At 37.2% G+C, this 15,876-nt stretch carries 16 protein-coding genes; 10 read left to right on the top strand and 6 right to left on the bottom strand.

What is annotated here, in order from left to right:
* The first annotated feature begins 8 nt into the window (after positions 1 to 8).
* The 3 genes from mgtE (at position 9) to CDOM16190_RS04635 (ending at position 2,624) form a co-directional block, all read left to right on the top strand.
* Entirely contained in the window at positions 9 to 1,382 is a 1,374-nt protein-coding gene (gene mgtE, locus CDOM16190_RS04645; RefSeq protein ID WP_170019087.1) for a magnesium transporter, read from the top strand.
* Complete coding sequence (locus tag CDOM16190_RS04640) at positions 1,367 to 1,954, top strand: NUDIX domain-containing protein (RefSeq protein WP_170019086.1); 588 nt, start codon at positions 1,367 to 1,369, stop codon at positions 1,952 to 1,954. Before mgtE ends, CDOM16190_RS04640 begins: the two co-directional genes overlap by 16 nt.
* Positions 1,955 to 2,102: 148 nt before the next feature.
* Positions 2,103 to 2,624 carry a tetratricopeptide repeat protein gene (locus tag CDOM16190_RS04635; protein WP_170019085.1) on the top strand — a complete coding sequence of 174 codons (522 nt, stop codon included), beginning with the start codon at positions 2,103 to 2,105 and terminating at the stop codon, positions 2,622 to 2,624.
* A gap of 52 nt (positions 2,625 to 2,676) precedes the next feature.
* On the opposite strand, the gene CDOM16190_RS04630 is transcribed toward CDOM16190_RS04635, so the two are convergent.
* Entirely contained in the window at positions 2,677 to 5,274 is a 2,598-nt protein-coding gene (locus CDOM16190_RS04630) for a translocation/assembly module TamB domain-containing protein (RefSeq protein WP_170019084.1), read from the bottom strand.
* 167 nt (positions 5,275 to 5,441) lie between these two features.
* On the opposite strand from CDOM16190_RS04630, the gene groES reads away from it, so the two are divergent.
* Both groES and groL read left to right on the top strand, forming a co-directional pair.
* Positions 5,442 to 5,702 carry a co-chaperone GroES gene (groES, locus tag CDOM16190_RS04625; RefSeq protein ID WP_170019083.1) on the top strand — a complete coding sequence of 87 codons (261 nt, stop codon included), beginning with the start codon at positions 5,442 to 5,444 and terminating at the stop codon, positions 5,700 to 5,702.
* 27 nt (positions 5,703 to 5,729) lie between these two features.
* Positions 5,730 to 7,367: a chaperonin GroEL gene (groL, locus tag CDOM16190_RS04620; protein WP_170019082.1), complete on the top strand. Its 1,638-nt coding sequence runs from the start codon at positions 5,730 to 5,732 to the stop codon at positions 7,365 to 7,367.
* A gap of 72 nt (positions 7,368 to 7,439) precedes the next feature.
* Here groL and CDOM16190_RS04615 read toward each other — a convergent pair whose 3' ends face one another.
* The 5 genes from CDOM16190_RS04615 to CDOM16190_RS04595 form a co-directional block, all read right to left on the bottom strand.
* The gene (locus tag CDOM16190_RS04615; protein WP_170019081.1) at positions 7,440 to 8,267 is read right to left on the bottom strand and encodes a cysteine ABC transporter substrate-binding protein; all 828 of its coding nucleotides are present in this window, start codon (positions 8,265 to 8,267) and stop codon (positions 7,440 to 7,442) included.
* 61 nt (positions 8,268 to 8,328) lie between these two features.
* Entirely contained in the window at positions 8,329 to 9,066 is a 738-nt protein-coding gene (locus CDOM16190_RS04610) for an amino acid ABC transporter ATP-binding protein (RefSeq protein ID WP_502707505.1), read from the bottom strand.
* Between the two features lie 8 nt (positions 9,067 to 9,074).
* Positions 9,075 to 9,704 carry an amino acid ABC transporter permease gene (locus CDOM16190_RS04605; RefSeq protein WP_170019171.1) on the bottom strand — a complete coding sequence of 210 codons (630 nt, stop codon included), beginning with the start codon at positions 9,702 to 9,704 and terminating at the stop codon, positions 9,075 to 9,077.
* Positions 9,705 to 9,729: 25 nt separating this feature from the next.
* Positions 9,730 to 10,383 carry an amino acid ABC transporter permease gene (locus CDOM16190_RS04600; RefSeq protein ID WP_169973761.1) on the bottom strand — a complete coding sequence of 218 codons (654 nt, stop codon included), beginning with the start codon at positions 10,381 to 10,383 and terminating at the stop codon, positions 9,730 to 9,732.
* Between the two features lie 99 nt (positions 10,384 to 10,482).
* Entirely contained in the window at positions 10,483 to 11,472 is a 990-nt protein-coding gene (locus CDOM16190_RS04595) for a c-type cytochrome (protein WP_170019079.1), read from the bottom strand.
* Positions 11,473 to 11,621: 149 nt separating this feature from the next.
* Between CDOM16190_RS04595 and CDOM16190_RS04590 the strand changes: the two genes are divergently transcribed.
* The 5 genes from CDOM16190_RS04590 (at position 11,622) to CDOM16190_RS04570 (ending at position 15,860) form a co-directional block, all read left to right on the top strand.
* Complete coding sequence (locus CDOM16190_RS04590; protein ID WP_170019078.1) at positions 11,622 to 11,876, top strand: CBU_0592 family membrane protein; 255 nt, start codon at positions 11,622 to 11,624, stop codon at positions 11,874 to 11,876.
* Positions 11,877 to 11,879: 3 nt separating this feature from the next.
* Positions 11,880 to 12,869, top strand: coding sequence for an agmatine deiminase family protein (locus CDOM16190_RS04585; RefSeq protein ID WP_170019077.1), 990 nt, complete (start codon positions 11,880 to 11,882; stop codon positions 12,867 to 12,869).
* Positions 12,850 to 13,743: a cation diffusion facilitator family transporter gene (locus tag CDOM16190_RS04580; protein ID WP_170019076.1), complete on the top strand. Its 894-nt coding sequence runs from the start codon at positions 12,850 to 12,852 to the stop codon at positions 13,741 to 13,743. Before CDOM16190_RS04585 ends, CDOM16190_RS04580 begins: the two co-directional genes overlap by 20 nt.
* Before the next feature lie 48 nt (positions 13,744 to 13,791).
* Positions 13,792 to 14,664 carry a carbon-nitrogen hydrolase gene (locus CDOM16190_RS04575; protein WP_170019075.1) on the top strand — a complete coding sequence of 291 codons (873 nt, stop codon included), beginning with the start codon at positions 13,792 to 13,794 and terminating at the stop codon, positions 14,662 to 14,664.
* A 257-nt stretch (positions 14,665 to 14,921) separates the two neighbouring features.
* A complete protein-coding gene (locus CDOM16190_RS04570) occupies positions 14,922 to 15,860 on the top strand; it encodes a TAXI family TRAP transporter solute-binding subunit (RefSeq protein WP_170019074.1) in 939 nt (312 codons plus the stop codon).
* Positions 15,861 to 15,876: the final 16 nt, after the last annotated feature.

Genomic DNA, 15,876 nt, shown 5'->3' with positions numbered 1-15,876 from the left:
GGATTAATATGAATGAAAATGATCAATTGACCGAAGCCAAAGAGCTCATAGATTCGCATTTAAACGATACTATCGAAGAGGAGCTGAGTCCTGCTGACATAGCTCAGCATCTAAAGACCGTAAGGCAACATGATGAGGAGCTTTTTGCAGAGTACATAGAGAAGCTTGAACCTGAAATTTTAGGTGATGTGGCCATAGAGCTTCCTGATCATATGCTTAAAGATGTTATCGAAACTCTACCTACAGATAAGATTATAGAGGCTATAGAAGAATTAGAGAGTGACGATGCTGCCGAGCTTTTAGAATACATAGAAGATATTGACGAGAAAAAGGCGAAAGAGGTTTTTGACAGTCTTGGCAGGGATGATCAAGAGGAAATTTTAAGGATTAGAAGCTACGATGAGAATGAAGCCGGTGCATATATGCAGACGGAGCTTTTTAGCGCGAATTTAAAAGAAAAACTGCAAATAGCCGTTAATAGACTAAGAGAACAGAAAGAAAACGGTGAATTAGAAAACGTTTCTCAGCTTTTTATAATAGACGATGATCAGGTTTTAAAATTTGCCATTCCTCTTGAAGACTTGATCCTTTTTGACTTTAACAAAACTCTTGAAGAGATCATTAAAAAAAGCGAAGAGGATAAATATAAGCCTCACGTGGCCATAGATAATGAGCCTATAGAGGAGGTTGTAGATAGGGTACAAAACTACGACTTAAACTCTATACCTGTCGTTGATAGCAAGGGTGTGCTTTTAGGACGTATTACGACAGATGACGTGCATGACTTTATAGAAGATAGCGCAACTGAGCAAATTTATAATCTTGCAAACGTCGGTGATGCTGATGAAGAAGAAGATGATAGCCTGCTAAAGGCTACCAGATCTCGTGGTATTTGGCTACTTATAAATCTAGTTACAGCCATTGTTTCATCTAGTATAATAGGTCTTTTTGATGACACTATTGCAAGCTATGTTGCACTAGCCATTCTGATGCCTATCGTTGCATCAATGGGTGGAAATACAGGTACTCAAGCACTTACTGTTACTGTTAGGCGTTTAACTCTTGGCGAAATTGAGTTTAAAAATGCCAAGAATGCCTTAAAGCGCGAGCTTGGCATAGCCTTTACAAACGGCATAATATTTGCTGTTTTGATAGGTATTGTTGCCTCTTTTTGGTTTGATAGACCGATGCTTGGAGTGGTTATAGGTTCTGCTATGCTTATGAATTTCTTTTTTGCTGGCTTTTTTGGAACCGTCATACCTTTAACTTTAAAGAGATTTAATATAGATCCGGCTGTCGGCTCAAGCGTTTTGCTTACAACAGTTACCGATGTAGTCGGATTTTTTAGCTTTTTAGGACTTGCCAAATGGATACTGTTATAAAAGATATTGAAATTTTAAATTTAGAAGAATCTAACTTCATAAAGCCTTATCGCTTAGGATACTCCGTAAACGGAACTCGAAAATATTGGGATTGTGTAAAAGTGCATAACAGTGTGTCTATTTTATTATATCACGAAGAAAAGGATGCGTTTTTGTTGGTTAAGCAGTTTCGTCCGGCTGTATGGCACAACTTACATAAAGATGGCAAGAGCTATTATGAAATGGGCTATACATACGAGCTTTGCGCAGGACTTATGGATAAAGGGCTTAGCGAAAAAGAGGCAATAATAGAAGAGGTTATGGAGGAAGTAGGATTTAAGATAGAGGATGCTGAAAAAATAGTGGTAACTCACGGAGCGCTTGGATTTGGAGGAAATTCTCAAACTATGTTTTATGCAACTATAAACGATAGTATGAAAGTAAGTGAGGGTGGTGGAATAGATGGCGAAAATATCGAGCTTGTCTATATAGATGTAGATAGGGCTAGAGATTTTATGTATGATCAAAATAGAGTCAAAGCTGCCGGACTACTCTTTGCCTTTATGTGGTTTTTTGACAGATTTAAAAGATAGAGATTGATCTTAAATCATTAATGTAATTAATATTTCTATACAAAACTTATAAATTTGCTTTTAAATTTATCAAATCTCTGCTAAAATCAAGCCTGTATGATTAAAATATAGATTTAGAATAAGATTTAATAAATTACAAGGAGAATAGATGAAAAAAACTATATTCTGTTTGGCGGCAGCCTGTTCGCTTGCCTTTTCTATGGGTTCTGATAGCCATGTAGGTCCTGTATTGGATGAGGCTGTTTTGGCTGGAGAGTATGAAAAATCAGCTAAAGCTTTTGAGCAGTCTTGTGAAAAAGGGCACATGTTTAATTGCTATAATCTAGCCAGCTTTTATGAAAACGGCAGAGGGGTGCTAAAGGATGAGAAAAAGGCTCTTGAAATTTATAAAAAGAGCTGTGAAAATAAGCTGGGTTTTGGATGTGGAGCAGTAGGCAGACTCTATGAAAACGGCACCAAGTCTATCAAAAAAGATGTGAAAATAGCGGTTGAGGCTTATGAGAAGGGTTGTGAACACGGAGACGATATATCTTGTTTAAAAGGTGGTCTTATCTATAGCAAAGGTGTAGATAAGGTAGCCAAAGATTTGCAAAAAGCCAAAGATCTTTTATCAAAAGGCTGCAAATACGGTAATGAACAGGCTTGCAATACCGTTAATACAATAAAATAATATACAAGGCAAAATTTGAGTGAAAGTTGATTTCACTCAAATTTCCAATTAATTAAAAGAGTCCTTTTATGAGGTCTTTAATCACATCGTTTTTATTTATTCCACCAGTAGAGTTTGTTTCATTGCTATCGCTCTTTGATCCGCCAAGCTTTTTATCTAAAAATCTATCCAGCTCTTTTAATGCCTTGCCTTTAATATAATCAGAGCTAACATTGTATTTAGGATTATCACTTGTTCCTGTTACATTAATAGCTATATCTGTCTTTTCGTAATTCATCTTTACCGGAATATTTACAGCCTTGGTTGCTGTATCAAATTTGCCGTTTGTGACATTAATTTGACTTCTAGTAGCGTTCATATCGGCATTAAAATCTATCAAGTTTTTCTCTATAGTTCCATAAATTTTGCTGTTTCTATAAATTTCGCCTGTAATATCCCTGCCGGTAAATGTCGCTATAGTCTGAGTAAAATTATTTTTGACAAGCCTTCCCTCATCTACTAAAACATTAAATTTACCGCTTTGTGTGGCAAGGTTATAATCAGCAGTCATATCGCCAACTCCATCATATATATTGGCAAAACCTAACATATCTGTTAGCCCTTTGGCTGTAAATTTAGTTAAATTTATTACAAGTTTATTATCTTGTAGATTTCCTTTAAAATCGCCGTTAAATAGCTTTGATGTCACGTTTGCCGTTATGTTTTCGCCCTGTTTTTGAGCGTCTCCTTTTAAATTTATCGGTCCGTATAGAACGCGATCTGTTAAAAAGCTTATATTTTTAAGTTCTGGTATATCAAGCTCAAATATGCTTTTGAGTCTATTTTGGTTAATATCAAAGCTTCCTTTTGTATTTTTTACTTCAAGAAGATTTTTGCTGTCATTTGCCAATAAATTTGCTGTCACGTCAAAATTTGCTATGCTTTTTTGGATATTTACATCTGTGTTGGCGCTAAATTTAAGCCCTGCCGGAAGCTTTTTTTCTAGCATTTTGCTCATTTCAGCTTCGTATATCAGGCCATCTTTAATATTTACTTTTGCTGTTCCGTTTAGATTTTTCATATCAAACCCATTTAGATTCACATCCGCATTTATTGTAGCATTTGCTAAAGGCTTAGAGCCTATCAAGATAAAGATATCTTTAAGTAAAAGCGAATTTAGATTTGCGGTTAGTTTTTCATCTTTTAAATTCGCCTTAATATTTCCGCCAAGCGCGTTTCCGTCAATATTTAGGCTTTTTAATTGATTGTTAATCGTGCTTACATCACCGTTTATATCGACTTTTCCGGATAGCTTTTGCCCAACTATGCTCTCAAGTTTTGCAAGATCGTCCACGCTTAGACTAAATTTGCCTGCAAGGGCTTTTTTATCAATATCATAGCTGCCTTTTAGGTCTTTTAAATTGAGCAAATTAGAAAGAAAGTTTGCGTCAAATTTCGCTTCTCCGTTTTTAACATCTGCATTTGCATTAAGGTTAAAATTTACTCCACTGGCAATATCTAAATTTGTAAGCTTTTTAAACTCGCTTGGATTTAATTTGCCGTTGCTGGCTGTCAGTTTAATACTGCCCGAGATATTTTTTGTATTTTTTATATCGTTTAGTATAGCATCGCCACTTATAACCGCGCTTGCAAAGGCCGGCATCGCAGCTACTTTGGTAAGCTCTTCAAGCCTTAATGAGTTTATTTTAGCTGTTAGCTTATCGTTATTTAATACGGCTTTGACACTGCCTCCAAAGCCGTTTATATCGGCTTCAAAATTTTTTAGCTGGTTTTTGGCTACTATTGTATTGCCTTTGATGTTTAGTGTGCCAGTAATCTTTTGGTTTATAATAGGTTCAAATTTGGTTAAATCATCTATCATCACTCTAAAATCGCTACTTAGAGTTTGTGAGTTGATATCATATATGGTATTTTCACTTCCCGCCACAGCTATAGGCGCAACAAAGGCTGTTTTAGCATTTACTAGCCAATCTTTTATATTTGCTTTTATCGCTCCGTTTACACTAAAATTTGAAGGCAGCGTGACATTAAAGTCTTTTGCGATTAAAGCATTATTGGTTTTAATGTTTAAAATATCGATGTTTGCCGTTCCGTTTGGCTTGCCGCTCTCATCCGCTATATTTGCTGTGATATCTATTTTGCCGTTAGCGTATATCGGCTGATTTGCTAAAGCCAGAGCCTTATCAAGCTCTATGTTTTTTGCATCTAAAATAAGTGCAAGCGGTTTATAATCCTTTAAGTTTGCTGCAAATTTAAGATTGGAACCTAGTAAATTTCCAGCTCCATTTGCGTTAAAATCGCTAAATTTACCTTTAACTGTTCCAGAAAATAGCATTTTTTCTTTAAGTTCAACGCCAAGAGAGACTAAGTTGTCCACCACTACGCTATACTTAAGATTAAGAGATTGGCTAAATAAGGATAAATCCCCTTCTACTTTAGCGTTTATTTCGCTATTTATACTTGTTGCTATATTAATAGTTGTAGGTCTTATCTGAAATTTATCAAATTTGACGTTAAATCCGCTTTTTTCTTTAATAATATTTTCAACATAAGGCTTTACGATGCCGTTTCCAAAATCGGTAAAAGCGATGATATAAGAGCCAAAAAGCAACAGTATAATAAGTCCAAGTATGACAGCTAAGATTCGCATATTTTTCCTTTAAATTTAATTTATACATTCAGGGAAGTTTAGTTATATAGACTAAACTTTACTAAGAAATTTGACTAATTTATTGACAAATTCAAAAAAATATCATATACTTTCATCACTCAAAATAAAAGAGTGCTAAAAATGAAAATTAACCAAAAGGATGAATTATGAATTTTCAACCATTAGGCAAGCGTGTATTAGTTGAACGCCTTGAGGACGTTAAGACAACAGCAACAGGTATTATTATACCTGACAATGCTAAAGAAAAACCTTTAAGCGGTAAAGTTTTAGCTGTGAGCAGCGAAGTTGAGTGCGTAAAAGCGGGCGATGAAGTAGTGTTTGGAAAATATGCGGGAACAGAGATCACACTTGAAGCAAAAACATATCTTGTACTAAATTTAGATGATGTTTTGGGCGTTATAAAATAAGTTAAAATCAAATATTAAGGACAAAAAATGGCAAAAGAGATATTTTTTTCAGACGAGGCTAGAAATAGACTATATGAGGGTGTAAGAAAGCTAAATGACGCTGTAAAAGTGACAATGGGACCACGCGGCAGAAACGTGCTTATACAAAAGAGTTTCGGTGCTCCTGCTATCACAAAAGACGGCGTAAGCGTGGCTAAAGAGGTTGAGCTAAAAGACGCGCTTGAGAATATGGGTGCAGGTTTAGTGCGCGAAGTAGCCAGCAAGACTGCTGATGAGGCTGGAGACGGCACTACTACAGCAACCGTTCTTGCAAATGCTATCTTTAAAGAGGGTCTTAGAAACATCACAGCAGGCGCAAATCCAATCGAAGTAAAACGTGGTATGGATAAAGAGGCAGCCGCTATCATAGCTGAGCTAAAAGCTATGGCAAGAAAGGTAACTGATAAAAAAGAGATCGCTCAAGTAGCTACAATCTCTGCAAATTCAGACGCCACTATCGGTAATCTAATCGCTGATGCTATGGAAAAAGTAGGCAAAGACGGCGTTATAACCGTAGAAGAGGCAAAATCAATCCAAGATGAGCTAAACGTGGTTGAAGGTATGCAGTTTGACCGTGGATATTTGAGCCCTTATTTCATCACAAATGCGGAGAAAATGCAAGTAGAGCTAAGCAATCCTTATATCTTGCTTTTTGATAAGAAGATTACAAATTTAAAAGAGCTTTTGCCTATATTAGAGCAAATTCAAAAGACAGGCAAGCCGCTTTTAATCATCGCTGAAGATATCGAGGGTGAAGCTCTTGCAACTCTTGTTGTAAACAAACTTCGCGGTGTGCTAAATATCTCTGCTGTTAAGGCTCCTGGCTTTGGCGACAGAAGAAAAGCAATGCTTGAAGATATCGCCATCCTAACAGGCGGTCAAGTGATAAGCGAAGAGCTTGGCAGAACTCTTGATGGAGCTACGCTTAACGACCTAGGACAAGCTTCAACTGTCGTTATAGATAAAGACAATACCACGATCGTAAACGGTGCAGGTGACAAATCAGGAATCGATGCTAGAATCACTCAGATCAAAGCTCAAATCGCAGAGACTACAAGTGATTATGATAAAGAAAAACTTCAAGAGCGCCTTGCAAAACTAAGCGGCGGTGTGGCTGTTATAAAAGTGGGTGCTGCAACCGAAACTGAGATGAAAGAGAAAAAAGACCGCGTAGATGATGCACTAAGCGCTACAAAAGCTGCCGTAGAAGAGGGTATAGTAATCGGCGGTGGCGCTGCATTTATCCAAGCAAGCGCGAGAGTAAAGCTTGATCTAAACGGCGATGAGGCTATCGGTGCTGCTATCGTAAGACGCGCTTTAACTGCTCCACTTCGCCAAATAGCTGAAAATGCAGGCTTTGATGCGGGCGTGGTTGCAAATGCGGTTAGCACAAGCAAAGATGCAAATTTCGGCTTTAACGCTGCCACAGGCGAGTATGTAAATATGTTTGAAGCAGGCATCATCGACCCTGTTAAGGTCGAGCGTGTAGCACTTCAAAATGCGGTTAGCGTTTCAAGCCTTCTTCTTACAACTGAGGCTACTATAAGCGAGTTAAAAGAGGATAAACCTGCAATGCCGGCAATGCCTGATATGGGCGGAATGGGTGGCATGGGCGGAATGATGTAGGCTGCCAGTAATAAAATTCCCTTTTGTAAACAAACAAAGGGGAATCAATTTATGTATTCTTTTCTTAAAAATCTATAATTTTCCACCCTCTACTACAAGAGATTCCGGATTTACACTGTCGCCATATATTGGTTTAAGTGTAGCATCGTATGCTTTGTGAAAGAAGTTTTCCTTACCAAGTTCGATTATTTCATTATTTATCCACTCAAGTAGAGCTTTGTTGCCTTTTTTGACTGCAGGTGCTATTGCATCTACATCACCAAGCGACTCTATACCTACTATAAAGCCAGGATTTTCTTTAGCCCATGCGAAAAGTAGGGCATTATCATGAGCTAGAGCCGCACCTCTTTTATCTAACAGTGCGCCAAATGTCTCTGTGTTTTGATCATATTTTAAAAGTTCAATATCGGGATGTTTTTTTGTGAAGTATGCATCAGCTGTAGTGCCTTTATTTACGATTAATTTTTTGCCTTTTAGCTCGTTTATATTTTTTATTACTTTGCCTTCAGGGCTAACTATGCCAAGCGATACTTTCATATAAGGAAGCGCGAAATCAACGACTCTAGCGCGCTCTTTCGTATGTGTAAAATTAGCTAAAATAATATCAACCTTGTCAGCTACTAAAAATTCAACCCTGCTAGCGGCCTCTACAAGCTCAAATTTTATCTTACTTTCGTCGCCAAGCAGATCTTTTGCTATGCGTTTTGCAAAGTAAATATCGTATCCTTGATTATTGCCGTTTTTATCGACGTATCCAAATGGGGGTTTATCGCTAAAAACTCCTATGCGCACATATCCACGCTCTTTTATTTTGGCCAAAGCGTCGTTTGCTTCGGCTACCTGAGCTGTTAAAAATACAGTGGCGAAGATTGCCAAAAATGAAAGCATAAAATTTCTCATTCTTTTTCCTTTGATTGAAATAAGGTAAATTATGCAATAAATTTGACTAACAAATACTTAATTAAAATGAAAATAGATTTAGAAATTTCTTTGCGCGTTCCGTTTTCGGACTTGTAAAAAATTCGTTAGGTGTATTTTCTTCTACTATTTCACCGGCATCCATAAATATTATGCGGTCTGCAACCGCACGAGCAAATTCCATTTCATGAGTTACAATTAGCATTGTCATGCCATCTTTGGCTAAATTTATTATTACATCTAGTACTTCACGCACAATTTCAGGATCAAGGGCTGCCGTAACCTCGTCAAATAGCATTAGGTCTGGATTCATACAAAGTGCACGCACGATAGCGATTCTTTGTTTTTGACCACCGCTTAACTCTTTTGGATATGAGTATTTTTTACCGCTTAAGCCAACTTTTGCTAGCCACATGTCAGCTTCTTTTTCTACCTCTTTTTTATCTCTTTTTTGTGCCTTTACCGGCCCTAGTAGGATATTATCTATTACGTTCATATGGTCAAATAGTTCATAGCTTTGAAAGACCATGCCCACATATTGCCTAATTTTAGTCCAGTCTTTAAAGTCTTTTGTGATTACTTGATTGTGGATTATTATCTCCCCATTTTCAATATGCTCTAAACCGTTTATACATCTAAGTGTAGTGCTTTTACCACAACCTGAAGGTCCTAATATAACGACAACTTCGCCACTTTTTACGTTTAAATTTATATTTTTAAGAGCGTGCGTATCGCCATAGTATTTTTGTAAATTTTTAAGTTGAAGTATGTATTTATTCACGAATTCTCCTAATTCCATCTATCTTCAAGCTTCTTTGAGAGCTTTGAGATCGGATAGCAGATGATAAAATATAGAAAAAATATAAAGCCGTATATCCAAAACGGCGCCATGTTGTTTGTAAAGACGTGGTTTTCTATTATTTGCTGACCGACTTTGACGACTTCAACCACTCCTATTAATACGACTATTGAGGTTGTTTTTATCATCCTGCTTAGTAAATTTACGGCACCCGGAACCAAACGGCGCATGGCAAGAGGGATGATGACATATATGTAAATTTGAGCCTTATTTAGTCCTAATGATGATGCGCTTTCAAATTGGTGTTTAGGTATTGAGGTAATAGCTCCTCTTACTATATCCATCATCTCAAACATGCCCCAAACGCTAAATACTAAAAGCGAAGCCGCAAACGCACTGATATGAAGCCCTAAAGCTCTGCTTACTCCGAAGTAAAATATAAATAACCATACTATAGTAGGCATGATACGGACTATTTCAAGGCAAAATTTGCAAATCCAATATATAAATTTATTTTTTGAGCTCATTAAAACGCCCATAAATAAACCGCCAAATACCGAAATAACTATCGATATTATAGAGATTTCAAGGCTTACTATAAGTCCTTCGCCAAGGCGCATTAAATTTTGGACATCAAATAAGATGCTAGCTCCTTGCACGTTTCATCCTTTTTTCAAGCCAAGTTAAAAGAAGTGAAGTTGGCAAAATAATTATAAGATAGCTAATAACTAGCATAAATAGCGCCTCATCAGTCATATAGTATAGTCCTATGATATCTTTTGCTACATATACAAGGTCAGCAAGTGCTACTATGCTAACTATTGATGTCTCTTTAAGTAAAAATATAATATTTGCGCTTATGCTAGGAAGTGCCACGCTAAAGGCTTGCGGAGTGATTACATAGGCAAGAAGTTGATTTTGACTTAGTCCTATGCTAAGACCCGCTTCGATCTGAGAGGTTTTTACCGACTCGTGCCCAAGCCTAAAGCTTTCAGCCATGTAGCTTCCTCCAAGAAACGCTAGCCCTATCACCGCGCATGAAAACGAGCTTATATTTATGCCCAGCTTTGGCAAACCGTAATACAAGAAAAATAGCTGTATAAGAAGCGGAGTGTTGCGTGAAAGCTCGATGTAGCCGTTTACGATAGGGATTAGGAGCTTTATCTTGTAAAATTTTATAGCCATACAGATGATACCGATGATGATAGAGAGCAAGATCCCCCAAAAAGCCAAATTTAGCGTTAAAAACGCTGCTTTTACGAACATCGGCGAAAATTCTTTGATAAACTCAAAATCCATAAAATTTAGCCTAATTATTTAAATTTGAGGGGGATTTTAGCGTATTAATACTAAATTTAAAGACAAAATTAGTATTAATACTGCTATTCAAAGAAAAATTTATTTTTTAAGCATAGGTTTGTAAGGTCCAAATCTATGAGCATTCTCGTCAAATCCGTCGTTGTAAGGTCCCACGTCCATATCCATAGGCTTAACGTCAAGATCAGGAAAGTCTTTCTCGCGGCCTTGCTTGATCGGTCTTTCGTGTGAGTTCATGTAAGCTGTTACGTCATAAGCCTCTTCCCAAGTTAGAGTCGCATCGCCTTGAGGCATCGTTGATTTGACGTATTGAGCGCCTTTTATGAGGCGGTACATGCCGGCACCCGTGTTGTAGCTATCATTGCCCCAAAGAGCCGGGAATACATAATAATCTCCACCGTTTGCAAAGTCGGGATTTACCATGCCTTCGCCGTTTTCACCGTGACATGATGCGCATCTGGCGGCATAAATTTCTTTACCTTTTTTAGGATCGGCTGCTCTATCTATATATTCAGCTTTTACAAGTCCTTGACCTTTAACCTTTGCGCCCACTTCATATCCTGTCGATAGCCAGTGCATGTAAGTTACCATCGCGCGCATCTCTTTTGAGTTTGCAGGGATCGGCTTGCCCGACATTGAGCGCTGAAAGCAGCCGTTTATACGATCTTGAAGAGTTACGACCTGATCGGCTCTTGAGTTGTATTGAGGAAATCTAGCCGTAATTCCTACGAAAGGAGAGTGTCCCGGCTCAACTCCGCCCTTTGAGTGGCAGCTTGAACAGGATAGGTTATTGCCAGCAAAGCGCTTTTTCTCGTCTTTTGCCTGAGGGCCAAGATAGCGCGAGGTCTCATTTAGTAGTTTTGAGCCAAATATAACTGTTTTTGCATAAGGAGAGTCGCCAAGCTTGGCTTCGTCTATTATGCCGTTTTCATCAATGCCTGCAGGAAGCCTGAATTCCTGAACTTTTACTTCAAACGGATAAGCGCTTTTAGCCTTATCTTTGGCTGCGTCAAACGCAAATGAGCTGCTTACTAAAAGCGGCACAGCCATCAGCAAAACGGTATTTTTCATAAAATCTCCTTATGATAAAGTTATTTAAATTTTATTTAAAATATATTTTTGAAATATTACACAAATTTATTGTAAATAATATTTAATTTTTAAAACTAGAATTTTTTTAATATGTTACAATTAGTTTTGATTTTGAGCAGAGAGATTTTATGGATATTTTTCAATTTATCGGATTTTTGGGCATGATTTGCATCGTGCTTGCATATTTTTTACTTCAGATCGGCAAGATGACAAGCGCTGATTTAAGCTATCAGCTTATAAATTTAGCTGGAGCCATACTGCTTATCATCTCGCTTCTTGTGCATTTTAATCTAGGCTCTTTTTTGATAGAGGTTTTTTGGATATTCATAACACTTTATGGAATTTTTAAAATTTATAAAGATAAAAGAGAAGTTAAGGAGTAAAATTTGAGAGCTTATGCAGAGTGGGAAAAACAAGAGCTGATATTTTTATCGCTTCCGCACGAAAACAGCGACTGGAAGCCGTATTTGAACGAAATTTTAGATAGCTACGAAGAGCTTGTGGCGGCGATAACTCCTTTTCAAAAGTGCGTTTTGATATGCCCTGATGAAGGAATTTTTAACTCACGATTTGCCAAATTTGATAATGTGGAGTTTGTTAAGATTGACACAGATGATACGTGGATACGCGATTACGGGATGATTGACGTTGAAAACGGAGATAAAATTTTAAGCTATGATTTTAAATTTAACGCATGGGGCGGGAAATTTGAAAGCTCAAAGGATAACGCCGTAAATTTAGAGCTTATTAAGCGTTTTAAGACAAATTTGCAAGAGGTTGATTTCATCCTAGAGGGCGGAAGTGTAGAATTTAACGGACAAGGCACTTTGCTAACGACTGAAACTTGCCTGTTAAACGATAATAGAAATTCCAAATTTAGTAAAGATCAGATTGAAGAGAGGCTAAAAGAGCTTTTTGGCTTAAATCGTGTTATCTGGCTTAAGCACGGCTTCATAAAGGGCGATGATACCGACTCTCACATAGATACTTTGGCTAGGTTTATCTCACCTGATACGATTGCCTATGCTTGCACGGATGATAAAAATGATGAGCACTATGAGGAGCTTGAAAAAATGAAGCAAGAGCTTGAAAAAACGGGCTTTAACCTCTTGCCGCTTCCGCTTCCTAGCCCTAAATTTTACCAAGGTAAAAGGCTGGGGTGTACTTATGCAAATTTTATCTTTGTAAACGGCGCTTTGATCGTGCCTACTTATGATGATAAAAACGATAAAATCGTGCTTGAAAGGCTTGCAAAAGCACTTCCAAATCACAAAATAATAGGTGTAAATTCGCTCGTTTTTGTTCGTCAAAACGGCTCGCTTCACTGCTCAAGTCAAAATAGGTTTTTAAGAAGAGATGGAACGGATAGAAAATAAAAATTTACAAAGATTAGCCGTAATAGTAGCTGGAACTACGGCTTTTTTGCTTTCGGTTATTAAATTTATTGCAGGTATAGCAAGCGGTTCTGTTTCGGTGCTTAGCTCCGCGATTGATTCTATGCTTGACCTTTTGGTATCTGCTTTAAACTTTTTTGCACTTAGAAAATCTCAAGCCAAACCAAACGATAAATTTAACTTTGGTTATACTAAATTAGAAGCCATAGCTGCGATGCTTGAAGGGATTTTAATCGTAGGTATAGGAGTTTTTATTTTTTATGAAAGCATACTTAAATTTAGAGCCGACGAAGTAGAGTTAAATGTCGATTTGAGCCTGTATGTGATGATCTTTTCTTTTGTGGTTACGGGCGCTCTTGTTGCGTTTTTAAATTTTGTAGCAAAGAAGACAAAAAATTTGATAATTAAGGCTGATGCGCTTCATTATAAAAGCGATTTTTTTACTAATTTTGGCATAATTTTAGCCTTAATTATTATCAAATTTACAGGATTTACGATAATAGATGCAATCTTTGGTATCGTAATTAGCGGATATATTGTAAATTCAGCCATATCTTTGATGAAAGAGAGCCTAGGAGTGCTTTTAGATAAGGCTCTTGAGTCCACAATAGTAAGTCAAATAGAAGATATTATAAAATCCAAAAAAGAGATAAATAGCTTTCATGGATTGACAACCAGAAAGAGTTCCGATATCTGCTATATGGTCGTTCATTTGGTATTTGATAAGGAAATTTTACTTGTTAAGGCGCATGAGATTTCCAACCAAATCGAATATGAAATAAGGGATAAATTTAGTGAATTTAGATGGGAGATAACAACCCACCTAGATCCTTATGATGATAGAAATTTGGCTTAAAAGCTTTGTGTGATATAATTTTTTGAAAATTTAATTTGAGGTGATTTTATGAAAGTAGCGCTAATTCAACAAAAATTTCATGGCTCGAAAGAGGCTACGAATCAAAGAACTATAGAGCTAATAAGAGAGGCGGCCGAGGGTGGGGCTGAGCTTGTAGTCTGTCAAGAGCTTCATCAAACTCAGTATTTTTGCCAAGGCGAAGATACTAAATTCTTTGATCTTGCTAACGAATGGGAAGAGGATGTCAAATTTTGGGGGCATGTAGCTAAACAAAATGGTGTGGTTTTGGTTGCTTCACTCTTTGAAAAGCGAGCCGACGGACTTTATCATAACACTGCTTACGTCTATGAAAAAGACGGCTCCATAGCTGGCAGATACCGCAAGATGCATATACCGGATGATCCTGGATTTTACGAGAAATTTTATTTTACGCCGGGCGATCTTGGGTTTGAGCCGATAGATACGAGCGTGGGGCGACTTGGGCTTTTGGTATGCTGGGATCAGTGGTATCCTGAAGCTGCTAGACTTATGGCTTTGCGCGGTGCTAAAATTTTAATTTATCCTACTGCTATAGGTTGGTTTGAGTCTGATAGTAGTGAAGAGAAAATACGTCAGCTGGATGCTTGGGTAGCGGTTCAAAGAGGACACGCTGTCGCAAATAGTTTGCCTGTGGTAGCTGTAAATCGTGTAGGTTTTGAAGAGGATCAGAGCGGAGCTATGGACGGAATAAAATTCTGGGGCAATAGCTTTGTCTTTGGTGCTCAGGGCGAGGAGCTATTTAGAGCCGATAGTGAGAGCGAAGAGTGCTATATTGTAGATATTGATATGAAAAGAAGTGAAGAGGTTCGTAGAATTTGGCCATTTCTTAGAGATCGCAGGATAGATGAGTATCAAAATTTAACAAAGCGTTTTATTGATTAATTATATATATTTTAAATTCTTAAGCTTTGTCGTGCCTTAGCTTAAGAATTTAATCAATCTTGCTCTATATAAAACTTAAATAAAAAAATCATTATAAAAATAATATAAATTAAAACTTAAGAAAATTATTTTTAAGCCTAAAATGTGTAAAATTGTGAAAAATTTTAGAATTAGTCTCAAAAAATCTCAAATAAATTTCTGGCAAAAATAGAATTTGTGATACGATAGAAAATCAAATTTTTTATAAAGGATTGACTATGAAAAAAACATCTTTGGCTTTGGCTGGACTGCTTTTGGCTTCAACACTTAGCGCAAAAGAGTTCATTTCTATCGGAACAGGTGGAATGACTGGAACTTATTATCCTGTGGGCGGAGCTATATGCAGACTTGCCAATAAAGATCCTCAGATAAAATGTTCCGTTCAATCAACCGGCGGCTCTATATATAACGTAAATAACGTTCTTAAAAAAGAGCTAAATTTCGGCTTTGTACAAAGCGACGTAGTTTATGATAAATATAACGGAGTGGGCAAATTTAAGGATATGGGAGATAAGAATTTACGTGCTGTAGTCTCTATCTATCCTGAGCTTTTGGCATTTGTAGTATCAAAAGCAAGTAAAATTTCATCTATTAATGATCTTGCTGGAAAAAGCATAAACGTAGGAAATCCTGGCAGTGGTAATGAGATGACCGCTCTTACAGTGTTTAATGCTTATGGATTTGATGCTAAAAAATTAAAACACCACGGAGTTTTGACAGCTCAAGAGTGCCCTCACGCACTTAAAGATAAAAAAATAGATGGATATTTTTATATGGTGGGCCATCCTACAGCAAATATTACCGATGCAGCTAACTCTATGCCTATAGATATCGTAAGCATCAAAGGTGACAATATCGATAAGATGCTTAAAGAGTTTCCTTATTTTGCAAAAGGCGTGATACCAAAAGGCACTTACGAAGGTGTAGGCCATGACGTGGAAAGTATCGGTGTTAAGGCTGTTTTGGTTACAAACAAAGACATGAGCGATAAAGCGGTAACTGCTGTTGTTAAGGCGATACTAGATAACTTTGATGAGTATAAAACACTCCATCCGGCACTTGGCGCGGTTACTAAAGAGTCTTTGATCGAGGGTCTTTCAGCTCCGCTTCATCCTGCTGCTGAGGCTGAGTTTAAAAAACATGGAATAATTAAATAATTTTAAGGGTGGGTTA

It is taken from the genome of Campylobacter sp. RM16190 (assembly GCF_012978835.1).
Taxonomy (GTDB): Bacteria; Campylobacterota; Campylobacteria; order Campylobacterales; family Campylobacteraceae; genus Campylobacter_A.
The sequence above is the reverse complement of the archived record's forward strand: the minus strand, read 5'-3'. Positions and strand labels throughout refer to the sequence as shown.